Source organism: Streptomyces sp. NPDC059852 (assembly GCF_042731455.1).
GTDB lineage: Bacteria > Actinomycetota > Actinomycetes > Streptomycetales > Streptomycetaceae > Streptomyces.
The window spans coordinates 1-25319 of record NZ_JBHWJK010000022.1; the positions used below are offsets into that span (position 1 = coordinate 1).

23 protein-coding genes are annotated in these 25319 nt (G+C 72.7%); 14 read left to right on the plus strand and 9 right to left on the minus strand.

Going from position 1 to position 25319, the window contains the following annotated elements; translation table 11 throughout:
- From ACFV46_RS25235 to glgB, 4 genes are all read left to right on the plus strand, one after another.
- A partial coding sequence (locus ACFV46_RS25235; RefSeq protein ID WP_385499786.1) for an alpha-glucosidase C-terminal domain-containing protein occupies positions 1 to 505 on the plus strand: 505 nt, incomplete at its 5' end.
- A complete protein-coding gene (gene treS / locus ACFV46_RS25240) occupies positions 502 to 2220 on the plus strand; it encodes a maltose alpha-D-glucosyltransferase (RefSeq protein WP_361933443.1) in 1719 nt (572 codons plus the stop codon). The genes ACFV46_RS25235 and treS, both read left to right, overlap by 4 nt.
- A gap of 41 nt (positions 2221 to 2261) precedes the next feature.
- The gene (locus tag ACFV46_RS25245) at positions 2262 to 3623 is read left to right on the plus strand and encodes a maltokinase (protein WP_151787467.1); all 1362 of its coding nucleotides are present in this window, start codon (positions 2262 to 2264) and stop codon (positions 3621 to 3623) included.
- A gap of 3 nt (positions 3624 to 3626) precedes the next feature.
- Positions 3627 to 5840 (plus strand): 1,4-alpha-glucan branching enzyme, encoded by a 2214-nt coding sequence (gene glgB / locus ACFV46_RS25250; RefSeq protein ID WP_385499790.1) that lies wholly within the window; start codon positions 3627 to 3629, stop codon positions 5838 to 5840.
- Between the two features lie 31 nt (positions 5841 to 5871).
- Here glgB and ACFV46_RS25255 read toward each other — a convergent pair whose 3' ends face one another.
- The gene (locus tag ACFV46_RS25255) at positions 5872 to 6141 is read right to left on the minus strand and encodes a DUF6480 family protein (protein ID WP_283292040.1); all 270 of its coding nucleotides are present in this window, start codon (positions 6139 to 6141) and stop codon (positions 5872 to 5874) included.
- 151 nt (positions 6142 to 6292) lie between these two features.
- Between ACFV46_RS25255 and ACFV46_RS25260 the strand changes: the two genes are divergently transcribed.
- The 5 genes from ACFV46_RS25260 to ACFV46_RS25280 all read left to right on the plus strand — a co-directional run bounded on the left by ACFV46_RS25260 (position 6293) and on the right by ACFV46_RS25280 (position 13006).
- Positions 6293 to 8200, plus strand: coding sequence for an AMP-dependent synthetase/ligase (locus ACFV46_RS25260; protein WP_376728072.1), 1908 nt, complete (start codon positions 6293 to 6295; stop codon positions 8198 to 8200).
- A gap of 133 nt (positions 8201 to 8333) precedes the next feature.
- The gene (locus tag ACFV46_RS25265; protein ID WP_361933455.1) at positions 8334 to 9716 is read left to right on the plus strand and encodes an NAD(P)/FAD-dependent oxidoreductase; all 1383 of its coding nucleotides are present in this window, start codon (positions 8334 to 8336) and stop codon (positions 9714 to 9716) included.
- A gap of 30 nt (positions 9717 to 9746) precedes the next feature.
- The gene (locus ACFV46_RS25270; protein ID WP_361933458.1) at positions 9747 to 11993 is read left to right on the plus strand and encodes an FUSC family protein; all 2247 of its coding nucleotides are present in this window, start codon (positions 9747 to 9749) and stop codon (positions 11991 to 11993) included.
- Between the two features lie 33 nt (positions 11994 to 12026).
- Positions 12027 to 12248 carry a hypothetical protein gene (locus ACFV46_RS25275; RefSeq protein ID WP_361933461.1) on the plus strand — a complete coding sequence of 74 codons (222 nt, stop codon included), beginning with the start codon at positions 12027 to 12029 and terminating at the stop codon, positions 12246 to 12248.
- A 302-nt stretch (positions 12249 to 12550) separates the two neighbouring features.
- Entirely contained in the window at positions 12551 to 13006 is a 456-nt protein-coding gene (locus tag ACFV46_RS25280) for a cyclic nucleotide-binding domain-containing protein (RefSeq protein WP_361933464.1), read from the plus strand.
- Positions 13007 to 13012: 6 nt separating this feature from the next.
- Here ACFV46_RS25280 and ACFV46_RS25285 read toward each other — a convergent pair whose 3' ends face one another.
- Together ACFV46_RS25285 and ACFV46_RS25290 are read right to left on the minus strand one after the other, a co-directional pair.
- A complete protein-coding gene (locus ACFV46_RS25285; RefSeq protein ID WP_385499793.1) occupies positions 13013 to 14311 on the minus strand; it encodes an MFS transporter in 1299 nt (432 codons plus the stop codon).
- Between the two features lie 78 nt (positions 14312 to 14389).
- Entirely contained in the window at positions 14390 to 15004 is a 615-nt protein-coding gene (locus ACFV46_RS25290; protein WP_361933470.1) for a LysE/ArgO family amino acid transporter, read from the minus strand.
- 66 nt (positions 15005 to 15070) lie between these two features.
- Here ACFV46_RS25290 and ACFV46_RS25295 point away from each other — a divergent pair, with 66 nt between their 5' ends.
- Entirely contained in the window at positions 15071 to 15979 is a 909-nt protein-coding gene (locus tag ACFV46_RS25295) for a LysR family transcriptional regulator ArgP (protein WP_385499794.1), read from the plus strand.
- Positions 15980 to 15991: 12 nt separating this feature from the next.
- Here ACFV46_RS25295 and ACFV46_RS25300 read toward each other — a convergent pair whose 3' ends face one another.
- Complete coding sequence (locus ACFV46_RS25300) at positions 15992 to 16699, minus strand: TetR/AcrR family transcriptional regulator (protein WP_385499796.1); 708 nt, start codon at positions 16697 to 16699, stop codon at positions 15992 to 15994.
- Positions 16700 to 16808: 109 nt separating this feature from the next.
- Here ACFV46_RS25300 and ACFV46_RS25305 point away from each other — a divergent pair, with 109 nt between their 5' ends.
- A complete protein-coding gene (locus ACFV46_RS25305; RefSeq protein ID WP_385499797.1) occupies positions 16809 to 18026 on the plus strand; it encodes a saccharopine dehydrogenase family protein in 1218 nt (405 codons plus the stop codon).
- A 104-nt stretch (positions 18027 to 18130) separates the two neighbouring features.
- Positions 18131 to 18364, plus strand: a complete 234-nt coding sequence (locus ACFV46_RS25310) for a WhiB family transcriptional regulator (protein WP_361933482.1) — start codon at positions 18131 to 18133, stop codon at positions 18362 to 18364.
- A 35-nt stretch (positions 18365 to 18399) separates the two neighbouring features.
- On the opposite strand, the gene ACFV46_RS25315 is transcribed toward ACFV46_RS25310, so the two are convergent.
- The 3 genes from ACFV46_RS25315 to ACFV46_RS25325 are packed head-to-tail and all read right to left on the minus strand — an operon-like array spanning position 18400 to position 21696.
- Positions 18400 to 20220, minus strand: a complete 1821-nt coding sequence (locus tag ACFV46_RS25315) for a sensor histidine kinase (protein WP_385499798.1) — start codon at positions 20218 to 20220, stop codon at positions 18400 to 18402.
- Positions 20217 to 20921 carry a response regulator transcription factor gene (locus ACFV46_RS25320; protein ID WP_385499799.1) on the minus strand — a complete coding sequence of 235 codons (705 nt, stop codon included), beginning with the start codon at positions 20919 to 20921 and terminating at the stop codon, positions 20217 to 20219. The genes ACFV46_RS25315 and ACFV46_RS25320 overlap by 4 nt, the downstream gene beginning before the upstream one ends.
- Positions 20922 to 20952: 31 nt before the next feature.
- Complete coding sequence (locus ACFV46_RS25325; RefSeq protein ID WP_385499800.1) at positions 20953 to 21696, minus strand: L,D-transpeptidase family protein; 744 nt, start codon at positions 21694 to 21696, stop codon at positions 20953 to 20955.
- A gap of 87 nt (positions 21697 to 21783) precedes the next feature.
- Here ACFV46_RS25325 and ACFV46_RS25330 point away from each other — a divergent pair, with 87 nt between their 5' ends.
- Positions 21784 to 22134 (plus strand): DUF488 domain-containing protein, encoded by a 351-nt coding sequence (locus ACFV46_RS25330; protein ID WP_385499802.1) that lies wholly within the window; start codon positions 21784 to 21786, stop codon positions 22132 to 22134.
- Between the two features lie 23 nt (positions 22135 to 22157).
- Here ACFV46_RS25330 and ACFV46_RS25335 read toward each other — a convergent pair whose 3' ends face one another.
- The gene (locus ACFV46_RS25335; protein ID WP_361933497.1) at positions 22158 to 23831 is read right to left on the minus strand and encodes an FAD-binding dehydrogenase; all 1674 of its coding nucleotides are present in this window, start codon (positions 23829 to 23831) and stop codon (positions 22158 to 22160) included.
- Positions 23832 to 23846: 15 nt separating this feature from the next.
- Positions 23847 to 24488, minus strand: a complete 642-nt coding sequence (locus tag ACFV46_RS25340; protein WP_361933500.1) for a TetR/AcrR family transcriptional regulator — start codon at positions 24486 to 24488, stop codon at positions 23847 to 23849.
- A 127-nt stretch (positions 24489 to 24615) separates the two neighbouring features.
- Here ACFV46_RS25340 and ACFV46_RS25345 point away from each other — a divergent pair, with 127 nt between their 5' ends.
- Entirely contained in the window at positions 24616 to 25245 is a 630-nt protein-coding gene (locus tag ACFV46_RS25345) for an alpha-ketoglutarate-dependent dioxygenase AlkB (protein ID WP_385499804.1), read from the plus strand.
- The last annotated feature ends 74 nt before the right edge of the window (positions 25246 to 25319 follow it).

A 25319-nucleotide genomic window follows, 5' to 3' on the forward strand; every position in this document is an offset into this window, starting at 1 on the left:
CTGGGGCGTCTACAGCGGCTACGAACTCTGCGAGAACACCCCCCTGCGCGACGGCAGCGAGGAATACCTCGACAGCGAGAAGTACCAGCTGCGCCGGCGGGACTGGGCCACCGCCGAACGCGAGGGCCGCACCATCACCCCCCTCATCACCCGGCTCAACAGCATCCGCAGGTGCCACCCGGCTCTCCACCGGCTGCGCAACCTGCGCTTCCACCACACCGACAACGACGCCCTGATCGCGTACAGCAAGCGCACGGGTCCGGACACGGTGCTGGTGGTCGCCAACCTCGATCCACGCAACGCCCAGGAGGCCACGGTCTCGTTGGACATGCCGCAACTCGGCCTGGACTGGGACGCGTCCCTGTCCGTGCTCGACGAACTGACGGGTGAGACCTACCGCTGGGGCAGGACCAACTACGTACGGCTGGAGCCCGGAAGGGCCCCCGCGCACGTGTTCCACGTCCAGGCATCGCCACCGCAGATCGGAGGGTCCCCCACGTCATGACCGTCAACGAGCCCGTCCTGGACACTTTCGAGGACACCCCCGTCAAGGACCGTGATCCCGACTGGTTCAAACGTGCCGTCTTCTACGAGGTCCTGGTCCGCTCCTTCCAGGACAGCAACGGCGACGGCGTGGGCGACCTCAAGGGCCTGACCACCAAGCTCGACTACCTGCAATGGCTGGGTGTCGACTGCCTGTGGCTGCCGCCCTTCTTCAAGTCGCCGCTGCGCGACGGCGGTTACGACGTCTCGGACTACACCTCCGTGCTCCCCGAGTTCGGGAACCTCGCCGATTTCGTTGAGTTCGTGGACGCCGCCCATCAGCGCGGGATGCGGGTCATCATCGACTTCGTCATGAACCACACGAGTGATCAGCACCCGTGGTTCCAGGAGTCCCGCAAGGACCCCGACGGTCCCTACGGCGACTACTACATGTGGGCCGACGACGACCAGGCCTACCCCGACGCCCGCATCATCTTCGTGGACACCGAGGCGTCCAACTGGACCTTCGACCCGGTCCGCAAGCAGTACTACTTCCACCGCTTCTTCTCCCACCAGCCCGACCTCAACTACGAGAACCCGGCCGTGCAGGAGGAGATCCTCTCCGCGCTGAAGTTCTGGCTCGACCTCGGCATCGACGGCTTCCGCCTCGACGCCGTCCCCTACCTCTACGCCGAGGAAGGGACGAACTGCGAGAACCTCCCGGCCACGCACGCCTTCCTCAAGCGGGTGCGGCGCGAGATCGACGCCATGTACCCCGACACGGTGCTGCTGGCGGAGGCCAATCAGTGGCCGGAGGACGTGGTCGACTACTTCGGCGACTACAGCTCCGGTGGCGACGAGTGCCACATGGCGTTCCACTTCCCCGTCATGCCCCGCATCTTCATGGCGGTGCGCCGCGAATCGCGCTACCCCGTCTCGGAAATCCTGGCGAAGACCCCGGCGATCCCGTCCGGCTGCCAGTGGGGCATCTTCCTGCGCAACCACGACGAGCTGACCCTGGAGATGGTCACCGACGAGGAACGCGACTACATGTGGGCCGAGTACGCCAAGGACCCCCGCATGCGGGCCAACATCGGCATCCGCCGGCGCCTCGCCCCGCTCCTCGACAACGACCGGCACTCCATCGAGCTGTTCACCGCGCTGCTGCTGTCCCTGCCGGGCTCGCCGATCCTGTACTACGGCGACGAGATCGGCATGGGCGACAACATCTGGCTCGGCGACCGCGACGCCGTGCGCACGCCGATGCAGTGGACGCCGGACCGCAACGCCGGCTTCTCCACCTGCGACCCCGGGCGGCTCTGCCTGCCGACGATCATGGACCCGGTCTACGGCTACCAGGTCACCAACGTCGAGGCGTCGATGTCCTCGCCGTCCTCGCTGCTGCACTGGACCCGGCGCATGATCGAGATCCGCAAGCAGAACCCGGCCTTCGGACTCGGCTCCTACACCGAGCTGCACTCCTCCAACCCGGCCGTCCTCGCCTTCCTGCGCGAGTACGAGGACGACCTGGTGCTGTGCGTGCACAACTTCGCCCGCTTCTCGCAGCCCACCGAACTCGACCTGCGCGAGTTCAGCGGACGCGTCCCCGTCGAGCTGTTCGGCGGCGTGCGCTTCCCCGCCATCGGCGAGCTGCCGTATCTGCTGACGCTCGGGGGCCACGGCTTCTACTGGTTCCGGCTCACCCGAGTCGCATCCCGCATCGGCAGACGATCTTGAGCCTGAGCTTCGAGCGACTGCCGAGGAAAGGACGCGTCACCATGCAGAAGACCGCAATCGCCCGACCGGGCCGTACGGCCGACGCCGGCCCCATGGCGTCGCTCTCGGGCCTGCTGCGCGAATGGCTGCCGCGGCAGCGCTGGTTCGCCGGCAAGGACCGGCCCGTCACGGACCTCGTCCTGCTGTCCATGACCGAGCTCTTCCCGGGCTGTCTGCACCTGCTGGTGCACGCCGGCCACTCCGCCGTCCCCTCACCCGGCGGCGCCCCGCCGGCCGGCGACTGCTACCAGCTGCTGCTCGGCGTACGGCAGCATCCGTCGCCGCGGCTCGGCCGGGCCCTGATCGGCCGGGCGGAGGAAGGCCCGCTGGCCGGGATGACGGTCTTCGACGCGCTCCAGGACCCCCGCTCGGCCCAGCTGCTGCTCGAGCGGCTGCGGCACCCCGGGGAGGCGGGCCCGCTGCGGTTCGAGGGCGACCCGTCCGTGCCCGTGCCGGCCGGTCTCGTGCCCCGGCTGCTGGACGCGGAGCAGTCCAACTCCTCCCTGGTGTACGGCGACGCGTTCATCCTGAAGCTGTTCCGGCGCATCCAGCCGGGGGTCAACCCCGATCTGGAGCTGTCCGGGGCACTGGCCGGGCAGGGCTGCCGGCGGGTGCCGGCCCCGGTGGCCTGGTTCCGTACGACGAGCCCCTGGGAGGCCACGCTCGGGGTGCTCCAGCCCTTCCTGCGGGACGCCTCCGACGGCTGGACGCTGGCGCTGGCCGCGCTCGCCTCCGGTGACGACTTCACCGCCGAGGCGCGCCAGCTGGGCCGGGCGACGGCCGAGGTGCATCTGGCGCTGGCGTCGGCGTTCCCGTCCCGCGCGCACGGCGAGAACGGCCGGATGGCGGCTGCCATGACCGAGCGCCTGGAGCTCGCCGCGCACTTCGTGCCCGCGCTGCAGCCCCATGTCCCCGGGCTGCGCACGGCCTTCGGCGCGCTCGCCGGCTGCGACCCGGGCCCACCGGACCAGCGCATCCACGGTGATCTGCATCTGGGTCAGGTGCTGCGGGCCGGGCGCGAGTGGTTCGTCATCGACTTCGAGGGCGAGCCGTCCCGCCCGCTCGCCGAGCGGCGGGGCGTGCACTCCCCGGTGCGCGACATCGCCGGGATGCTGCGCTCCTTCGACTACGCCGCCCGGCAGCGCCGGCCGTGGCGCCCCGAGTGGGCGCGCCGCTGCCGCGAGGCCTACTGCGCGGGCTACGCCTCGCTCGCCGGGTGGGACCCGCGCAAGAAGCACGGACTGCTCCGTGCCTACGAGACCGACCGCGCCGTGTACGAGGTGCTGTACGAGGCCCGGCACCGACCCGACTGGTTGCCCGTACCTATGGCGGCGATCGAACGCCTCGCCGTGAGAGGAGCCTGACCGATGGCCCTGCACGAGACCTCACGTCCCGAGCCGGCCGGAGCGGGCCGGAGCACGACCGCTCCGACCCTGGATCCCGGCGACCGTGACCGCCTGCTGGCGGGCACCCACCACGATCCGCACGCCCTGCTGGGCGCGCATCCCGTCCCCGGCGGGATCGCGGTGCGGGCGCTGCGCCCGTTCGCGCGGGCGGTGAGCGTCCTGGTGGACGGCGAGCGCACCGCGCTGGTCTCGGAGGGCGGCGGTCTGTTCTCCGCGCTGCTGCCGCTGCCGGCGATCCCCGCGTACACGCTGCTGGTGTCGTACCAGGAGGACGGCGGCGACGAGCAGGAGACGCACGACCCCTACCGCTTCCTGCCGGCCCTGGGCGAGCTCGACCTGCACCTCATCCGCGAGGGCCGGCACGAGGAGCTGTGGAAGGCGCTCGGCGCCGAGCCCATGGAGCACGAGGGCGTGCGCGGCACCCGCTTCACGGTCTGGGCACCGAACGCTCAGGGCGTGCGGGTCGCCGGGGACTTCTGTCACTGGGACGGGACGGCGTTCCCGATGCGGTCCCTCGGCGCGTCCGGGGTGTGGGAGCTGTTCCTGCCCGGTATCGGCGAGGGCACCCGGTACAAGTTCGAGATCACCTCCCGCTACGGGGACCGCTTCCTGCGGGCCGACCCGATGGCGCGGTGCGCGGAGGTGCCCCCGGACACGGCCTCGGTCGTGCACGCCTCGCACTACGAGTGGGGCGACGCGCGGTGGATGGCGCACCGCGGTGACGTCCCGGTGCACGAGGCCCCGTTCTCCGTGTACGAGGTGCACCTGCCGTCCTGGCGGCCTGGCCTGACGTACCGTCAGCTGGCCGAGGAGCTGCCCGCGTACGTCGCCGATCTGGGGTTCACCCACGTCGAGTTCATGCCCGTGGCGCAGCACCCGTTCGCCGGGTCCTGGGGCTACCAGGTCACCGGGTTCTACGCCCCCATGTCCCGGCTGGGCGGTCCCGACGACTTCAAGTACCTGGTCGACTCGCTGCACCGGGCCGGCATCGGCGTGATCATGGACTGGGTCCCGGCGCACTTCCCGAAGGACGACTGGGCGCTGGCCCGGTTCGACGGGGACCCGCTGTACGAGCCCGGGGACGCCCGGCGGGCCGAGCACCCGGACTGGGGCACGCTGGAGTTCGACTTCGGACGCACAGAGGTGCGCAACTTCCTGGTCGCGAACGCCACGTACTGGTGCGAGGAGTTCCACATCGACGGGCTGCGCGTCGACGCGGTCGCCTCGATGCTCTACCTGGACTACTCGCGCGAGAACGGGCAGTGGGCGCCGAACGCCTTCGGCGGGCGGGAGGACCTGGCCGCGATGGCGTTCCTGCAGGAGATGAACGCGACGGTGTACCGGCGCAATCCGGGGGTCGTCACGATCGCGGAGGAGTCGACGGCCTGGGAGGGCGTGACCCGGCCGACGGACAGCGGCGGGCTGGGCTTCGGGCTCAAGTGGAACATGGGCTGGATGCACGACTCGCTGGAGTACATCGCCAAGGAGCCCGTGCACCGCAAGTACCATCACAACGAGATGACGTTCTCGATGGTGTACGCCTACAGCGAGAACTACGTCCTGCCGATCTCGCACGACGAGGTCGTGCACGGCAAGCAGGCGCTGGTGTCGAAGATGCCGGGCGACTGGTGGCAGCGCCGGGCGAACCACCGCGCGTACCTGGGCTTCATGTGGGCGCACCCCGGCAAGCAGCTGCTGTTCATGGGCCAGGAGTTCGCGCAGGGCGCGGAGTGGTCGCAGGAGCACGGCCCGGAGTGGTGGCTGCTCGATCCCGGGTACGCCTCGGCCGGCGACCACCGGGGCATGCGCGATCTGGTGCGCGATCTGAACACCGCGTACCAGGCGACGCCGGCGCTGTGGCAGCGCGACACCGACCCCGGCGGCTTCCAGTGGTCGCTGGGGGACGCCGCCGACGACAACGTCTTCGCGTTCCTGCGCTACGACGCCGAGGGTGTGCCGCTGTTCTGCGTCTCGAACTTCTCTCCCGTGGTCCGGCACGACTACGGTCTGTGGGTCCCGGACCACGTCACGGCGTGGCAGGAGACCCTGAACACCGACGCCGCGCGGTACGGCGGCAGCGATGTCACCAACCCCGGCCCGCTCAAGCCGGAGGACGGGCGGCTGCGGCTGACGCTGCCTCCGCTGGCCACGGTGTGGCTCACACCGGGTCTGTGACCGAGGGCCGGTCCGGTGCGAGGAGGCCGGGTCAGAAGATCAGGATGAGGGCGTAGACGAGGAAGAAAGCGGCGATCAGCGCCGTGACGACGAGGATCAGGGTCAGCGGGGCCTTCGCCCAGCCGGTGGTCGGGTTGTGGGTCTCGCGGGGGCCCGCGCCGGGCATGCTGCTCTCGGCGGGCGGGGTCTCGCCGGGCGGTACGGAACCGCCCGGTTCGAGGCCCGTGGTGCGCTCGGGCTCCGGGTCGGGGTTCGGAGGCCGGCTCGGTTCTGAGTTCGGTTGGGGGGTCGCGTGTGTCATGCGCTCCGGGTTCCCCCATCCGGCCGAGATCACCGAACGACGTCAATTGTCAGATCAGGGCACCACGCGCTCCCGGCTGGGCTAGATTCGGGCGACGCCGATAACGGAACTCATCGGTGATGTCACACCCGGTACATATCAGGAGCAGCGCATGCGCGACCTCGGCCTCGCTCCCCCGCCCGTCCGGCCTCTGACAGGAGGGCTCGCCGACAGCCTCTTCGAGACGGCCGCCGCCGACCCGACGCTCCCGTTGCTCGCGCGCCGCCCCCACCCCTCCGCCCCCACCTGGGAGGAGGTGACCGCCGTCGAGGTCCGCGACGAGGTGACCGCCCTCGCCAAGGGACTGATCGCGTCCGGCATCTCCCCCGGCCACCGCGTCGCGGTGATGGCGCGCACCCGCTACGAGTGGACGGTGTTCAGCTACGCGCTGTGGGCGGTGGGCGCCGAGGTGGTGCCGATCTACCCGACGTCGTCGCGCGACCAGGTCGAGTACATCCTGCGGGACGCCGAGTGCGTGGCGGTCGTCGTCGAGGACGAGCAGGCGATCATGACGGTCGGGTCGGTGTGCGGGACGCTGCCCCGGCTGAGGCATGTGTGGCAGCTGGACGCCGGCGGGCTCCAGCAGCTCGTCGAGGCGGGCGAGTTCGTGCCGTTCGCGACCGTCGAGTCGCTGCGCCGCATCGTGCTGCCGGACTCCACCGCGGCGATCATGTACACCTCCGGTACGACGGGCCGCCCGCTGGGCTGCGCGCTCAGCCACCGGGGTCTGGCGAGCGCCTGCGACACGCTCCTGGCGGGCTGGGGCCACACGGTCGTCCCGCCCGGTGAGCGGCAGGGCTCGGTCCTCGCCTTCCTGCCGTTCTCCCATGTGTACGGGCTGCTGGTGCAGGGGCTGTGCATCCGCGGCGGGCTGCTGATGGGGCACGAGCCGGATCTCAGCGGGGAGGCGCTCGCCGCGGCGCTGCGGACGTTCCGGCCGACGTACTTCACGGCCGTCCCGTCGATCTTCGAGAAGATCTACAAGAACTTCCTGCGCACGGCGCAGCAGTCCGGCCGCGGTGCCCTGTTCGAGCGGGCCGCGGACACCGCGCGGGACTTCGCGGCGGCGCTGGAGCGGCACCGCCTGGGCGGCGGGCCGGGCCCCGGCTTCGACCTGCGGCTGCAGCACGCCCTGTACGAGCGCACGGTGTACCGCAAGCTCCGGGAGGCGCTGGGCGGCCGGGTGTGCCGGGCGACCTCCGGCGGTTCGTCCCTCAACCGTGAACTCTCACTGTTCTACGAGGGCATCGGCATCTACGTGAACGACGGCTACGGCCTGACCGAGACCTGCGGCGGGGTGACCGCGCAGCCGCTGGGCCGGGAGATGTCGGGGACGGTGGGCCAGGCGCTGCCGGGCGTGGACATCAGGGTGGCGGACGACGGGGAGATCCTGGTGCGCGGGCCCTCGGTGTTCCAGGGCTACGTCAACAACGAGGCGGCGACGCGGGCGGCGCTGCGCGGCGGCTGGCTGGCGACGGGGGACCTCGGACGGCTGGACTCCGACGGCTATCTGACGATCACGGGCCGCAAGAAGGACGTCATCATCACGAGCAGCGGCAAGAGCGTCTCACCGGCGCTCCTGGAGCAGCGGCTGCGGCAGCATCCGCTGGTGCACCAGGCCGTGGTGGTGGGCGACAACCGGCCGTGTGTCGGGGCGCTGATCACCCTGGACCCCGAGTTCCTGGCGTTCTGGCGGGACTCCCTGGCGGCCCGCAGCGACGCGCGGGCCCGCGAGGCACGGGAGGAGAACGCGCTGCGGGAGGAGATCGGGCGGGCGGTGGCCGCCGCCAACAGCGCGGTGTCGCGCCCGGAGTCGATCCGGGTGTTCCGGGTGCTGCCGGAGCCGTTCGACGTGGCCAGCGGTCTGCTGACACCGTCGATGAAGCTGCGCCGGGACGCGATCGTGCGGCACTACGAGGCGCAGATCGACGCGATGTACCAGGCGCGGTCGCGGGTGCCGCGCGAGCAGTTGTCGGACGACGTGGCGCACTGGGACGACGGCGACAGCGTGTTCGGCTGAGCGACGGCGTTCATCTGCCTGCCGCTCCCGGCTGGCGGAAGGTCCCGGGGCGCGATGGGATCGAGGTGTGCGAAGCAGCGATTCAGGGGCAGGCGAACGACATCGAGGCAGACCGCCTGGAGCCGCAGAAGGGATGATCAGCGTGACACGACCCAGGATCCTGGTGGTTGGCGCGGGCTTCGCGGGAGTCGGATGCGTACGCCGGCTCGAACGCAGGCTCTCCCCCGACGAGGCCGAGATCACCCTGGTGACCCCGTCCTCCTACCAGCTCTACCTGCCGTTGCTGCCCCAGGTGGCCTCCGGTGTGCTGACCCCGCAGTCCATCGCCCTGTCGCTGCGCCGCAGCCGCAGGTACCGCACCCGGATCATCCCGGGCGGCGCCATCGGCGTGGACCTCGCGTCGAAGGTGTGCGTCGTGCGCACCATCACCGACCGCATCGTCAACGAGCCGTACGACTACATCGTGCTGGCGCCCGGCAGTGTCACGCGCACCTTCGACATCCCGGGGCTCGTCGACCACGCGTTCGGCATGAAGACGCTGGCGGAGGCCGCCTATCTGCGCGACCACGTCATCTCGCAGCTCGATCTCGCCGACGCCTGCCAGGACCCGGCCGAACGGGCGGCCCGGCTCCAGTTCGTCGTGGTCGGCGGCGGATATGCCGGCACCGAGACGGCGGCCTGCCTGCAGATGCTGACCCACAACGCGGTCAAGCGCTATCCGCGGCTCGACCCGCGGCTGATCAAGTGGCATCTGATCGACATCGCGCCGAAGTTGATGCCGGAACTCGGCGACAAGCTGGGCCGGGACGCGCAGGAGATCCTGCGCCGGCGCGGCATCGAGATCTCCCTCGGCGTGTCCATCGCGAAGGCCGGCCCTGACGAGGTCACCTTCACCGACGGCCGGGTGGTGCCGACGCACACGCTGATCTGGACCGCCGGTGTCGCCGCCAGCCCGCTGATCGGCACGCTCGGCGCGGAGACGGTCCGCGGGCGGCTCGCGGTGACGTCGGCCATGCGGCTGCCCGGGCACGACGGCGTCTTCGCGCTCGGCGACGCCGCCGCGGTGCCGGACGTGACCAAGGACGAGGAGGGCGCGGTGTGCCCGCCCACCGCGCAGCACGCCATGCGCCAGGGCAAGGTCGCCGCCGACAACGTCATCGCCGCCATGCGCAGCCAGCCGCTGCGGCCGTATGAGCACAAGGACCTCGGACTGGTCGTCGACCTCGGCGGCTTCGACGGTGTGTCCAAGCCGCTCGGGGTGGAGCTGAAGGGTCTGCCCGCGGTGGCGGTGGCCCGTGGCTACCACTGGTCGGCGCTGCGCACCAACGTCGCCAAGGCCCGCGTCATGACGAACTGGGTCCTGAACGCCGTCGCCGGCGACGATTTCGTGCGCACCGGGTTCCAGGCGCGCCGGCCCGCCAAGCTGAAGGACTTCGAGTTCACCCACGCGTATCTGACGTCGGAACAGCTCAAGAAGCAGGTCGCCGCGCAGGACGGGGGCGCGGGCGCCTGCTGAACGAGGAAGCGGGGAAGTGAGCGGGACGGCGTGAGGGCGGCGCAGGAGACGGTCCGGGCGCGGCCGAGGGACCGTGTCGCGGCCTCGGACCCCGGTCTGCTGAGGCTGGCGGCGGCCCTGCGGACGGTGGGGTCGATCGCCCTGACGGTCACCGTGCTCGGCGTCCTCGGCACCGATCTGCCGCACCTAGTGACCGGGGCGCTGGTGGCGATGGTCTCCACCTTCGCCATCCGCGAGAAGCAGCGCTCCAAGCAGGCCGTCACCCTGGCGCTCGGCCTGCCGGTGACGCTGGCGTCGATGTCGCTCGCGTCGCTGCTGCACCACCGGGTCGTGGGCGGCGACCTCGTCTTCGTCGCGCTGATCTTCTGTGCCGTCTACCTGCGCAGATTCGGTGACCGGGGCACCGCGCTCGGCCTGATCGGCTTCCAGACGTACTTCGTGGCGCTCTTCGTCGGGGCCACCCCCGACGGACTGCCCGAGCTGTACGCGGCGGCCGCGGTGGCCTTCGGGTGCAGTGCGCTGATGCGGTTCGCGCTGATCCCGGAGACGCCGGTCGGTGTGCTGGAGCGCCTGCGGAGCGCCTTCCGGGCCCGGATGGCGCAGTTGCTGTCGGCGCAGCTCGACCTGCTCGACGCCGGACCCGACGACGCGGACCGGGCGCTGCGGCGGGTACGGGAGGGCACCGCGCGGCTGCACGAGACGGCGCTGCTGATCCAGGGACGGCTGGCGGACGGGACGGCCGACGAGGCCGTGGCCCGGCTCGTCCAGCGGCGCATCGCGGACGCCGAGATCGCCGCCGAGCGGCTCGGTCTGGCGCTGCTGCGGGCGCGCGGCGCCGAGCGCGTGGACACGCTGGCCCTGCATCTGCCGGGTGCGCCCGTGCCGTCGGGTGGCCGGCAACCGGTGCGGGAGGAGGCGACGACGGCGCTGCGCCGGGACCTGGAGGCCCTGCGGGTGCTGGTGCTGCGCCCGGCGGAGGCGGCCGGCGGGACCGGCGTGGCCCAGCTGCGCAACCGGCTCCTCGGCTACCGCGACGAGGAGAACGTGCCGGTCGCGTCCCCTGCCGTGCAGGACGCCTTCCGGGCCGTCGGCGAGACGGCGCGGGCGGTGCTCGGGCTGCGGATCGCGCTGGGCGGTGCCCAGGACGAGTCGGACGACTCCCCGGCCACGGCGCGTTCCCGTGAGGAGCTGGACGCGGAGGACGCGGTCCTCGACGCGGAGGACGAGGAGGAGTCCAAGGAGGAGGCCACGGGGCTGGAGCGGCGCACCACGCGGGCGGCCGTACAGGTCGCGGTGGGGTCGCTGCTGGCCATCGTCGGCGGGGAGCTGCTGTCACGGGACCGCTGGTACTGGGCGGTGCTGACGTGCTGGATCGTGTTCCTGAACACCGCGTCCACGGGCGAGATCCTGATCAAGGGCTCGCGCCGGCTGGTCGGGACGGTGCTGGGGGTCCTGGCGGGCATCGTGCTGGCGGGAGCGGTCGGGCACCACACCTGGACGGCGTTCGCGCTGGTGCTGCTGTTCGTGTTCGCGATGTTCTACTCGGCACCGCTGTCGTACACGCTGTCGTCGTTCTTCGTGACGGCGGCGCTCGGGCTGCTCTACACGCTGCTGCACACCTACAGCCTGTCGGTGCTCCTGCTGCGGATCGGGGAGACGGCGCTCGGCGCGGTCTGCGGGGTGATCGCGGCGGCGTTCGTGCTGCCGGTGGGGACCGACCGGCGGACCAACGACCTGCTCGCCACGGTGCTGCGGCGGCTCGGGGAGGTCACGAACAGTGCCGTGGACCAGCTCGGCGGCGGGCCGGCCGGGGACCTGATGGACCAGGCCCGCGACCTGGACCAGGCGCTGGCCGATCTGCGGTCCGCCGTCCAGCCGCTGACGCATCCGGCGACACCGCTGCGGGCCCGCCGGGAGACCGCCCGCTATGTCGTGGCGCTGCTGGAGACGTGCGCGTACCACGCGCGCACCCTGGCCGCGACGGCCGAGCTGCTGCTCAGCCGTCCCTCGATCACGCCCGATCCCCGGCTGCGCGACGCGACGGGCCGGATCGGGCGGAACCTGGAGGCGATCACCGCGCACGTCACCGACGAGCACGCCGGCGCCACGGTCGAGACCGGTCCGAGCATCGCCTCCCTGCTGGGGCCGAGTCCGCCGGCCGTCCCGGGCAAGAGCCGGGTCACCGAGCACGTGCTGCGGCATCTGCAGCGCCTGGACGAGGCCGTGACCGGTCTGGCCCGTCCGCTGGACGTGCCCGTGAAGGCCTCGGAGGGATGAGCGCATCGGGCCCGGGCGGGGTAGGCGGTGTGCATGACCGATGTGGTGGACTCAGACGAACTGTTGCGACGGATGCAGCGCGCGCGGGCGTGGGCCCGGCAGGAGGAGCGGACGTGGCGGGGGCGGAGCGAGGAGTTGCGCGCCACCGACCCCGAGGGGGCGCGGGACGCCGCCGTACGGACCCTCACGTACGAGGCGGTGCTCACCGTGCTGGACGAGATCCTGACCCCGGGGAAGCACAGCGATCACCCGTGAGACGTCGAGTGGAGTGAAACGGGTCACGTACCCCGGTCTCGATTACCGAGACACCGAGGAAATGGTTTACGGTTCATCCATACGTGGTCACGGGGTCGACCGGAACCGTCCCCCGTGAACCACCTCTGACAGCCCTGGCTGGCTTCCCCCGTCCAGCCAGGGCTTTTTCATGCCCGCGGCGACCCGGCCGCACGGACCGCAGGCGGCGGCCACCCGCCGCCGAGGTGCCCCCGGCCGCCGCAGCCGCTCCAATGGACGCAGGGAACACCGGAATGCCTGTCGTCGGTGAGGAGCCCCGTGCCATGACCAAAGCGATCAAACTGCTGACCGCCCTTCCGCCGCCCCAGCGCCACCGTCTGATGGCGCTCGCCCGGGAGACCTCCTTCCCGGAGGACACCCGCATCTTCGAGTCCGGCGGTACGGCCGACCGCTTCTGGGTCATCCGCTCCGGGGCCGTCACCCTGCACCAGCAGGTGACGCCCACCCAGCGGATCACCGTGGCCAGCCTCGGCGCCGGTGATCTGCTCGGCTGGTCGTGGCTGTTCCCGCCGTACCGGTGGGACTTCGGCGCGGAGGCCTTCAGCCCGGTGCGGGCGTACGAGTTCGAGGCGGCCGCCGTGCTGCGGCTGTGCGACGAGGACACCGCGCTCGGGCTGACCCTGGTGCGCTACGTCGCCGAGATCCTCGCGCACCGCCTCGAGATGACCCGCGGGCAGCTCATGGAGCGGCACGCGCAGGCGCGGCGCACCGTGTACTGAGCGCCGTCAGACGCGGTAGTGGCGCAGGGCCGGCACCGCCGCGGCCAGGCCCAGCATCAGGACGACGACCAGCAGGCCGCCGCCCGTCGTCGCGGCGCGCGCGCCGAACGCCGAGCCCGCCGTGCCGTGCAGGACGTCGGCCAGGCGCGGGCCGCCCGCGACGACGACCGTGAACACGCCCTGCATCCGGCCGCGCATCTCGTCACTGGCGGCGGACAGCAGGATGGCCCCGCGGAAGACCATGGACACCATGTCGGCGACCCCGGCCAGGGCCAGGAACACCACCGCGAGCCACAGGCTGGAGCTCAGCCCGAAGGCGGCGACGGCCAGCCCCCAGGCGACGACCGAGCCGATCACCATCCAGCCGTGCCGGCGGGCCCGGGAGAAGGTGCCGGAGAACAGCCCGCCGGCCACCGCGCCGATCGGGATGGCCGCGAACAGCAGGCCGAGGGCGAGTCCTTCCCCGTAGGAGCCGTACGTCTCGCTCGCCAGCTGCGGGAACAGCGCGCGGGGCATCCCGAAGACCATCGCGATGATGTCGGCGAGGAAGGACAGCAGCAGCACCTTGTGCAGCGAGATGTACCGGAAGCCCTCCGCGATCTCCCGCACCCCGGCGCGGCGCCGGACGGCGGCGGCCAGGGGCGGCAGCGCGGGCAGCCGGTACACCGCCCACACCGTGACGCACAGCGCCAGGGCGTCGATCAGGTACAGCTCGGCCAGCCCGACCACCGGGATCAGCACTCCGGCCAGGAGGGGGCCGACGACCTGCCCGGTCTGCATGACGGTCGAGCCGAGGGCGTTGGCGGCGGCCAGCTCGTGCTCCGGCACCAGGCGTGCGATCGAGGCGTTGCGGGCCGGCGAGTTCAGGCCCCAGAAGGCCTGCTGGAGCGCGAGGAGGACCATGAGCACGGCGACCGACTCCAGTCCGGCGGCGGCCTGGAGCCAGAACAGCACCGAGGTCACGGCTATCCCGCAGTTGGTGATCAGCAGCAGCCGGCGCCGGTCCATGCTGTCGGCGATCGCGCCGCCCCACAGCGCGAACACCGTGAGCGGCACGAGACCGGCGAGGCTCGCGGCGCCCACCCACGCCGAGGAGCCGGTGATGTCGTAGACCTGCTTGGGCACGGCGACGGCGGTGAGCTGGCTGCCGACCGCCGTGACGATGGTCGACGACCACAGCCGCCGGTAGGCGGGGCGGCGCAGCGGCCGGGTGTCCATGGCCCAGCGGCGCCAGCCCCTGGGTGCGGTGGGTACCGCGGAGGGCTCCTTCTCCTGCGGTTCGGTGCTGCTCTCGCTGGTGTCCACGGTCTTCCTGGATGCTCGCTACATCTTTTTGTCCGGGGATCACTATCGCAGCACCGGCCGGGTGCCCGGACGGGCGTCTCAGGTTCCGGCGATCAGGGAGGCGCCGAGGGCGATCATCGTGACGGCGATCACCCCGTCCAGCACCCGCCACGCTCCCGGCTTGGCGAGGTGGCGGCTCAGCAGCCGCGCCCCGAATCCGAGCGCGGTGAACCAGCACAGGCTGGCCACGGCGGCGCCGAGACCGAACGTCCAGCGCAGCGGGCCCCGGTCGGCGGCGATGGTGCCGAGCAGGAAGACGGTGTCGAGGTAGACGTGCGGGTTGAGCCAGGTCATGGCGAGGCAGGTCAGCACCGCCCGCCGCCGGGAGCCCGCCGCGTCGCCGTCGGTGACCAGGGCGCCGGCCGGCCGCAGCACCCGCCGGGCGGCCAGGACGCCGTAGCCGAGCAGGAACAGCCCGCCCACCCAGGCGACCGCCGTCAGCACGCCCGGCCAGGCGACGACGACCGCGCCGACCCCGGCCACCCCGAGGGCGATCAGGACGGCGTCGGACAGGGCGCAGATGCCGACGACGGCGAGGACGGCGTCGCGGCGGACGCCCTGGCGCAGGACGAAGGCGTTCTGCGCGCCGATGGCGACGATCAGGGAGAGGCCGGTGCCGAATCCGGCGACGGCGGTGGTCAGGGCGCTGGTCATGCGGTCGACGCTAGACAAGCGATCTCCCGGCGTACAGCTAAAGATTCTTACGTATCCTTAGCCCACATGAAGACGGAGCTGACCGAGCTGCCCCTGGACCAGGTGCGGACCCTGCTGGCGGTGGTGGACGAGGGGACGTTCGACGCGGCCGCCGCCGCCCTGCATGTGACGCCGTCGGCGGTGAGCCAGCGGGTCAAGGCGCTGGAGCAGCGCACCGGGCGGGTGCTGCTCGTGCGCACCAAGCCGGTGCGGCCGACCGAGTCCGGCCAGGTCGTCGTCCGGTTCGCCCGCCAGCTGGCCCGGCTGGAACGCGACGCGCGGGCCGAGCTGGGCATGAACGGGACCGCCGAGGCGACGCGGGTGTCCATCGCGGTCAACGCCGACTCGCTGGCCACCTGGTTCCTGCCCGCCCTCACCGGGGCCCGCCAGGAGCCGCCCCTCTGCTACGAGCTGAGCCGGGAGGACGAGAGCCGGACGGCGACCCTGCTGCGGGAGGGCCTGGTGATGGCCGCGGTGACGTCCTCGGCCGAACCCGTCGCGGGCTGCTCGGTGCGGACGCTGGGCCGGATGCGCTATCTGGCCGCGGCGAGCCCGGAGTTCACCGAGCGCCATCTGACCGGTCCGCTCGCGGACGCCCTGGTGGCGGCCCCGGTGATGACGTTCGACCGCAGCGACGACCTGCAGGACGCCTTCGTGCGGGGGCTGCGGGGCGGTGCCGTGCACGCCGGTCCCGCGCGGCACCGGATGCCGACCTCGGAGGGATTCCTGTCCGCCGTGCTCGCCGGGCTCGGCTGGGGCATGATCCCCGAGGTGCAGGCGGAGCCGCTCGTGGCGGAGGGACGGCTGGTCTCCCTGGCCCCGGACCGGCCGGTCGACGTCCCCCTGTACTGGCAGCAGTGGAAGCTGCACTCGCCCGCGCTGGTCACGGTGACGGAGGCCGTGGTGGCCGCCGCCCGCGAGGCGCTGCGCGCCTGAGGGGCCCCCGATTCAGGGGCGGCGGGCGGCCAGCTGGGCCTGTGCCGCGTCCAGCAGCATCTCCAGGGCCGTCGGATAGGCGCTGGTCACCATGCGCCGGGCGAGCAGCGGCGCCGCCTCGGCGATCCGGGGGTGCGTGGTGCGGGGCAGCCGGGCGTACGTCGAGCGCCACTTCTCCTCGTCGGCGCGCAGCGACGCGCTCGGCAGCGTCAGCGAGGCAGCGTCCAGCGCGGCGAAGGCCAGCGTCTGGTCGATGAAGGCGTGGTAGAGGCGCACGGTGTCGGGCAGCGGGAAACCGGCCGTGCGCAGGATGTCCAGCACGGTCTCGTCGGCGGCGAGCTCGTTGGACCGACCGGTGACACGGCTCGTGGTCAGGACGGCGGCGTGCGGGTGGGCGACGTAGGCGGCGTGGATGCGCGTGCCGACGGTCCGCAGGTCGGCGCGCCACTCCCCCGTGGGCTGCCAGCCCTCCAGGGCACGGCCGATCAGGGCGTCGCCGATGGCCAGGGTCAGGTCGTCCATGCCCCGGAAGTAGCGGTACAGCGTGCTCGGGTCGGCGTCCAGGGCGAGGCCGAGCCGGCGGGCGGTGAGTCCGGCGCTGCCGTGCTCGGCGAGCATGCGCAGCGCCGTGTCGACTATGAGGCGCTCGGACAGCACGGTGCCGCTCTTGGTGGGGCGGCGCCTGCGCCGCTTCTCCTCCGGTACGACCGCTTTCAGCATCCCGTCCTCCATCCTTATGCCAACGGCATTGACCTTACGTGGCGGGGCGGCGTTGTATCCCACCCGGGGCCCCACCACGTCGTCCACCTTCAGCCGAGGGAGTCTTGTCATGCGTGTACTGCTCGTGGGAGCCGGCGGGGTGGGTACCGCCATCACCCGGATCGCCGCCCGGCGTCCGTTCTTCGAGGCGATGGTCGTCGCCGACTACGACCTCGCACGGGCCGAGGCCGCCGTCGCCGCGCTCGACGGCGACGCCCGCTTCCGCGCCGAGCGCGTCGACGCGGGCGACGAGCCGGCCGTGGCCGCGCTGCTGGAGCGGCACGCGTGCGACGTGCTGCTCAACGCGACCGACCCGCGTTTCGTGATGCCGCTGTTCCAGGCCGCGCGCACCGCCGGGGCCACCTATGTCGACATGGCGATGTCCCTGTCGAAGCCGCACCCCGACCGGCCGTACGAGGAGTGCGGGGTCAAGCTCGGGGACGCCCAGTTCGAGCAGGCGGCCGACTGGGAGAAGGCGGGCGCGCTCGCCCTGGTCGGCATGGGCGTGGAGCCCGGCCTGTCGGACGTCTTCGCCCGGTACGCGGCCGACGAACTCTTCGACGAGATCGAGGAGATCGGGGTGCGCGACGGCGCCGACCTCACCGTCGAGGGCTACGACTTCGCGCCCTCCTTCAGCATCTGGACCACCATCGAGGAGTGCCTCAACCCGCCGGTCGTGTACGAGAAGGACCGCGGCTGGTTCACCACCGAGCCGTTCAGCGAGCCGGAGGTGTTCGACTTCCCGGAGGGCATCGGCCCGGTCGAGTGCGTGAACGTGGAGCACGAGGAGGTGCTGCTCGTGCCGCGCTGGGTGGACGCGCGCCGGGTCACCTTCAAGTACGGCCTCGGCCAGGAGTTCGTGGACACCCTCAAGACGCTGCACCTGCTGGGGCTCGACCGGACCGAGCCGGTGACCGTGCCGGGCGCCGACGGGCCGGTGCGGGTCTCCCCGCGCGACGTCGTCGCCGCCTGCCTTCCGGACCCGGCGACGCTGGGCGAGCGGATGCACGGGAAGACCTGCGCGGGCACCTGGGTGCGGGGCGTCAAGGACGGCGCGCCGCGCGAGGTGTACCTGTACCACGTGGTCGACAACCAGTGGTCGATGGTGGAGTACGGCTCCCAGGCCGTGGTCTGGCAGACGGCCCTCAACCCGGTCGTCGCCCTCGAACTCCTGGCCACCGGTGCCTGGTCGGGGGCGGGCGTGCTCGGACCGGAGGCGTTCCCGGCCCGGCCGTTCCTGGATCTGCTCACCGCCTACGGCTCCCCGTGGGGCCTGCGCGAGCAGTGACCTGATTCCGCGGGGTGCCTCCGGGTTTCACCGCGGGTCGACAGGCGACTCGAAACCGAGTAATTCCTCCACCGAGGGCACGTCGACGATCGCAGGTGACTTTGATGGACGACTGGCGAGACCACGCCGCCTGCCGCCATGAGGACCCCGACCTCTTCTATCCGATCGGCACCTCCGGGCCGACCCTGATGCAGACCGAGGAGGCGAAGGCCGTGTGCCGGCGCTGCTCGGTACGGGAGGCGTGTCTGCGCTGGGCGCTGGACATGGACCAGTTCACCGGGGTGTGGGGCGGCACGAGCGAGGCGGAACGGCGGGCCCTGCGGCAGCGCGCCGGATGACCGAAGGCCCGGCGGGGACGACCCCGCCGGGCCTTTCACCCGGGCGCCGCCCCCGCCGGGAGCCGCAGCGTGAACACCGCGCCGCTGCCCGGCGCACCGGCCGCCTCGGCGGTGCCCCCGTGCGCGGCGGTCAGCTGCCGGACGATCGGCAGTCCGAGCCCGCTGCCCCCGGTACGGCGGCTGCGGGACTTCTCCGCACGCCAGAACCGCTCGAAGACGTGCGGCAGATCCTCGGGAGCGATCCCGGTCCCGGTGTCGGCGACCTCCAGCACGACGTCGTCGCCGTCGGGCCGGGCGGAGAGCGTGACCGTGCCGCCGGACGGGGTGTGCCGCAGCGCGTTGGAGACCAGGTTACCCAGCGCCTGCCGCATCCGGACGGGGTCGGCGTCCAGCCAGGGCACACCCTCGGCGGTGGTGCGCAGGGTGACGCCCGCGGTGTCGGCGGCGACCTGGTGGGCGGCGGCGACCTGGCCGAGGAGTTCGTCGGCGCGGACGGGCTCGCGGTGCAGGCGCAGGGTGCCCGCGTCGGCGGCGGCCAGGTCCTGCAGGTCGTCGATGACCCGCTGCAGGACCAGGGCCTCCTCGTGCAGCGAGGCCAGCAGGGCGGGGTCGGGGTCGACGACGCCGTCGCGGGTGACCTCCAGCCAGCCGCGGATGTTGGTGAGCGGGCTGCGCAGCTCGTGCGCGATGTCGCTGACCATGGCCTTGCGCTGGGCCTCCAGCCGTTCGCGGCGCTCGGTGAGTTCGTTGAAGGCGGCGGCGAGGACGCCGGTCTCGTCGCGAGTGGTGACCGGTACCCGCACATGCCGTTCGGGCGGCTGCTGGGCCGCCGCGGTCAGCGCGCGCAGCGGCCGGACCAGCCGGGTGGCGACGACGGCGGAGACCACCACCGTGACGGCGAGGACCAGGCCGGCGGCGCCGGCCACCTTGGCCTTGTTGGCCGGTGACATGTCGAAACGGACGGCGGTCGTGGCGCCGCCGCCCAGGAACAGCTCCGCCACGGGGGCGACGTACGGGTCGAGTTGGGCCCGGCGGGCCTGGGCGGTGCAGCGCTGGGCGGCGGCCGGCCCTTCGGCCCCGTCGTGCGCGGTCGGTTTGCCGCCGTAGTGGCGGGGGGTGAGGCCCAGCCGCGTGACGTCGACGCCGAGGGAGGGTGGCGCCTGCGTGACGCCCTGCTTCCCGAGGCAGGAGGCGATGCGGGAGGAGAGGTCGCCGAGCGCCTTGTCCTCGGTCGGCGTGGGGGTGTTGAGCTGTCCGTCGGCGCACTCCTCGGGGACGGCGCCGCCCGCGACGGGACCGTCGTCGTCGGTGACGACGGGCCGGCCGCTCGGCGCGCGCACGACGAAGGTGTCGTAGCCGTTGCGGGCGAAGCAGTTCTGCCGCACCACGGCGAGCTTGTCGAGCTTGGCCCGCTCGGAGGCGGTGATCCGGTACGGCCCCACGGCCCTCGGGTCGACACCGGCCCGCTGCGCCCCGTGCTCGGTGTAGGTGTCGACGCGCAGGGGGTCGACGGTGGCGGCGGCGCGCGGGGGCAGCGGGGTCCCGGGCGGGGCCGAGTCGGCGAGGACCGTACGGTCCGCGGTGGTCAGCGCGATGCGCCGCCCGGTGTGTTCGGCCAGGTCCCGTACGGTCCGTTCGGCGCCCCGCCAGTCGGCGTGGGTGGCGGCGTACCCGCTGAGCCGGGCGAGGACGTCCATGTCCTCGGCGAGGACCTGTCCTTGTTCCTCGCGCAGCGCCCGGGTGGTGGTCGCCACCGCGAGCCAGGCGGTCGCCGCCACCGAGCAGACGGCGATCAGCACGGAGGCGACCAGCAGCCGGACCAGCAGGCGTTTGCGCACCGGGATGCGCCGGTTCATGCCCGGCCCCCGCTCAGTTTGTAGCCGACGCCGAACACGGTCAGCAGGCGGGCGGGCCGGCGCGGGTCGGCCTCGATCTTCCTGCGCAGGTTCATGATGTGCACGTCGACGGCCCGTTCGGTGGAGGTCCGGTCGGTGCCGCGCGTGCACTCCAGCAACTGCCGCCTGGAGAAGACCCGTTCGGGTTCGGCGGTCATGGCGAGCAGGATCTGGAACTCGGCCGGGGTGCACTCCACGGGCTCCCCGTCGCACCGCACCTCGTGCCGTGCCGGGTCGACGCTGATCCCCGCGGCCCGTACGACGGGGTCCTCCCGGCGGCCGTCGGCCCGGCCGCTGCGCCGCAGCACGGTGCGGATGCGGGCCATCAGCTCGCGCGGGCTGTACGGCTTGGTCATGTAGTCGTCCGCGCCGAGCTCCAGGCCGAGCAGGACGTCGTCCTCGGCGGACCGGGCCGTCAGCATCAGCACCGGGATGTCCGGGTTCTCGTCGTTCCCGCGCAGCACCCGGCAGACGCCGAAGCCGTCGATCACGGGCAGCATCAGATCCAGGACGACGAGGTCGGGTCTCAGCCTGCGGGCGGCGTCGAGGGCGGCCGGCCCGTCGTGGACCACGGTCGCGGTGTGGCCCTCGGCGAGCAGGGAGCGGCGTATCAGCTCGGCCTGCATCCCGTCGTCCTCGGCCACCAGTACATGTGCGCACACGCGGCGGATCCTAGGCGGTCGGCGGGCGGGGTCAGCGGGCGAGGGAGGCGGCGTCCCCCATGACCACGACGGGGTGACGGGCCGGGTCGAGGGAGCGCAGCAGGGTGCGCATGTGCTCCAGGGAGAGGCTGACGCAGCCCTGGGTGGGGCCGCCGTGGTCGACGTGGAACCAGATGCCGCCGCCGCGTCCGGCGCCCAGGGGCCGGGTCCAGTCGAGCGGTGTGGTGCCGGGCCGCCGGTTGTAGTCGATGGCGACCACGTAGTCGAAGGAGCCGGCGAGGGGTTCGCCCTCGAAGCCGGTGCCGGTGGCGGTGAAGCCCCGGCCGTGGTCGTACGGCAGCCGGGTGCCGGGGTCGGGCCGCAGACCGCCGGCGTCGCTGAGGGTGAAGACGCCGACGGGTGAGCGCAGGTCGCCGGCGCTGTGGTGGTCGGTCCAGCCGCGCAGCGCGTTGTGGGCGGGCCAGCGCTCGCCGGCCTTCCAGCCGGTGCCGGTGCGTTCGTACAGGACGACGTCGGAGCGGGCGGAGTCCTTGCCGTGTCCGGTGACGACGACCGCCTGCCAGGTGTGCGCCGGGACGCGGGCCAGGGTCTGGGGGCCCAGTCCCGGCAGCTCCCGCGGGAGGGGGGTGGCCGTGGCGGTGGGGCGGGGCGGGGCGGTCGCCGTCCGGACGGCTGCCGCGGGCTTGTCACCGGGTGTCGCGACGGCGCCGGTGCCGCAGCCGGTGAGCAGGAGGGTGGTGGCCAGCAGGACGACGCGGGGCTTGTGCGGGATCATGTGACGACCCTGACGGACACCTGTCAGGAATTCGTCAGGTCCGGCGCGGCGTGTCCGGCGCCGCCCGTACGGGAGGAGGGCCCGGTCATGAGTGTGCGCGTCCGCCGCGTCTACGAGCCGCCCGAGCCGGGGGACGGCGTGCGGGTCCTGGTCGACCGGCTGTGGCCGCGCGGTCTGTCCAAGGACGCGGCCCGGATCGACGAGTGGCCCAAGGCCCTCACCCCGTCGACGGAGTTGCGGCGCTGGTACCACGCGGGCGAGGGCTCCTACGAGGAGTTCGCCCGCCGGTACGAGGCGGAGCTGGACGGCCCGGAGGCGGCCGGGCTCCTGGACCGGCTGCGGGAGACGGCGGACGAGGGGGACGTGACGCTGCTGACCGCGTCGAAGACCCCGGAGACCAGTCACGCCGCGGTGCTGGCCCGCCTCCTGGGGGCGTGACGCGCCAGGAGGCGGGCCGGGGCTCAGCCGATCTGCCGGGCCGCCGCGCGCCCTGCGGCGCGTCCGGAGAAGAGGCAGCCGCCGAGGAAGGTGCCCTCGAGGGCGTTGTAGCCGTGGACGCCGCCGCCGCCGAAGCCGGCGACCTCACCGGCCGCGTAGAGGCCGTCGACGGGGGTGCCGTCGGCGGCCAGGGCGCGGGAGTCCAGGTCGGTCTGGATGCCGCCGAGGGTCTTGCGGGTCAGGATGTGCAGCTTGACGCCGATGAGGGGGCCGGCCGCGGGGTCGAGGATGCGGTGCGGGGTGGCGACGCGGCCCAGGCGGTCGCCGATGTAGCGGCGGGCGTTGCGGATGCCCTGGACCTGGGCGTCCTTGCTGTAGGCGTTGGTGATCTGCAGGTCGCGGGCCTCGATCTGGCGCCGGACGGTCTCCGCGTCGAGCAGCGGCTTGTCCGTCAGCTGGTTCATCCTCTCGACCAGCTGCTCCAGGGTCGGGGCGGTGACGAAGTCCGCGCCCTCGCGCAGGAAGGCGGCCACCGGGCCCGGGGCGCCCTTGCCGAGCACCCGCTCCCTGAGGAATCCGGCGCGGTCCTTGGCGGTGATGTCCGGGTTCTGCTCGGAGCCGGAGAGGGCGAACTCCTTCTCGACGATCTTCTGGGTGAGGATGAACCAGGAGTGGTCGTGTTCGGCGATGTCGGCGTCGGTGCGCAGGTGCCGGAGGGTGCCGAGGGTGTCGTAGCCGGGCAGGCAGGGGTCGGGGAGGCGGCGCCCGAGGGCGTCGAACCACATCGAGGACGGGCCGGGGAGGATGCGGATGCCGTGGCCGGGCCAGATCGGGTCCCAGTTCTGGATGCCCTCGGTGTAGTGCCACATGCGGTCGCGGTTGACGAGGCGTACGCCGGCCTCGGCGCTGATGTCGAGCATGCGCCCGTCGACGTAGGCGGGGACGCCGGTGACCATCTCGGTGGGCGGGGTGCCCAGGCGCTCGGGCCAGTGGCGGCGGACGATGTCGTGATTCGCGCCGATGCCGCCGGTGGTGACGACGACCGCCTGGGCGGTCAGCTCGAACTCCCCGACGGCGTCCCGGTTGGAGGCGACGCCGCGCGGTGACGCGTCGTCGGCGAGGACGGTGCCCCGTACCCCGCGCGCGGAGCCGTCCTCGACGACCAGCTCGTCCACCCGGTGCCGGTGGTGGAAGGTGAGCAGCCCGTCGCGGGCGGCCTGCTCGGCGTACCGCACGAACGGCTCCACGACGCCGGTGCCGGTGCCCCAGGCGATGTGGAAGCGCGGCACCGAGTTGCCGTGGCCGTCGGCGCGCAGGTCGCCGCGCTCGGCCCAGCCGACGGTGGGCAGGAACGTGATGCCGTGCCCGTCGAGCCAGGAGCGCTTCTCGCCGGCCGCCCACTCGACGTAGGCGCGCGCCCAGCGCACCGCCCAGGAGTCCTCGTCCTCGACGCGGTCGAACTGGGCGCTGCCCTGCCAGTCGTTCCAGGCCAGGTCGAAGGAGTCCTTGATGCCCAGGCGCCGCTGTTCGGGCGAGTCGACGAGGAAGAGCCCGCCGAAGGACCAGAAGGCCTGCCCGCCGAGGTTGGCGGCGTTCTCCTGGTCGACCAGGGCGACGCGGCGGCCCCGGCTGGTCAGTTCGTGCGCGGCGACGAGGCCGGCGAGTCCCGCTCCGACGACGATGACGTCGGCGTCCATGGCGACTGTCCCTTCCTAGGCGGTGGTGCGCTGTCCGGTGGTGTCGCTGCCGTCGGTCAGCAGCGCGGTGAGCAGCCGGCCCAGCCAGGCGCGGGCGTGCCCGGTGTCGCGGTCCAGCAGCAGCTGGGTCGTGACGCCGTCGTACGCGGCGACCACGGCGTGCGCGGCGCCGTCGGTGCCGCCGAGCACGGCGGGGAGTGCGGTGTGGCCGCGGGCGCGGGCGAGCCGGTCGGCGATCGCGGCGCGCAGCCGGGCGCGGTGTTCGAGCAGGGTGGCGGCGACGTCGGGGTCCCGGGCGGCGTGCACCAGGAAGTCCGTCTTGACCAGCAGCCAGTCGCGGTCGAGGAGCAGTACGTCGGTGACCCGGTCCACGGCGGCCGGGACGTCCAGGTCGGGGCCGTCGACGGCGAGCGCCCCGGCGACCTGGTCTGCGATGAGGTCGGCGCGCTGCCGGTAGAGGGCGAAGAACAGCTCGTCCAGACTGCCGAAGTTGGAGTAGAAGGCGCCTCGGCTGTAGCCGGCGGCCTCGCAGACCTCCTCGATGGAGACACGCCCGAACCCCTTGGCGGCGAACACGGTGAACGCGGCGTCGAGCAGGTTGGCCCGGGTGCGGACGCGGCGCCTGGTGACACGCCCCGTCGTCTCCCCCACCGCCATGTCGGACCTCCGTTCGATACGGGAATGTATCCGATACACCAACGTATCCAACAGGGGTGCGGAGCGGCCGGGGAGAATCAGCCCACATATAGGAACAGATTTTCGATTCAGGGGTTACGCTGGATCCATGGCCACGCACCTCCAGGGCTCCCTGTTCGACCAGACCGACGAGCTGCGGCTCGGCTCCCTCGGCGGGATCCGCCGCACCCGGCTCACCCACGGCGCCTGGATCGACGTCCTGCCCGGCTGGCTGAGCGGGGCCGACGCCCTCTTCGAGCGGCTGGCCGCCGAGGTCCCCTGGCGCGCCGAGCGGCGCACCATGTACGACCAGGTCGTCGACGTGCCGCGGCTGCTCTCCTTCTACGGCGCCGGCGACGCCCTCCCCCACCCCGTGCTCGACGAGGCACGCGACGCGCTGACCGCGCACTACCGCGGGGAGCCGGGCGAACCGTTCACCACGGCCGGGCTCTGCTACTACCGCGACGGACGCGACAGCGTCGCCTGGCACGGCGACCGGATCGGGCGCGGCGCACGTCAGGACACCATGGTCGCCATCCTGTCCGTCGGCGCGCCCCGGGACCTGCTGCTGCGGCCCGCGCGCGGCGGCGGCGAGACGATCCGCCGCCCGCTCGGGCACGGCGACCTCATCGTGATGGGCGGCTCCTGCCAGCGGACCTGGGAGCACGCCGTCCCCAAGACGGCCCGCGCCGCGGGACCGCGCATCAGCGTGCAGTTCCGGCCGAACGGCGTGCGCTGAGCCGGTGGAGGCGGCCGGCTGACGCGCACGCGGGGGCTGCCTCCGCGGACGGTGCCGGAGGCAGCCCTTCCTCT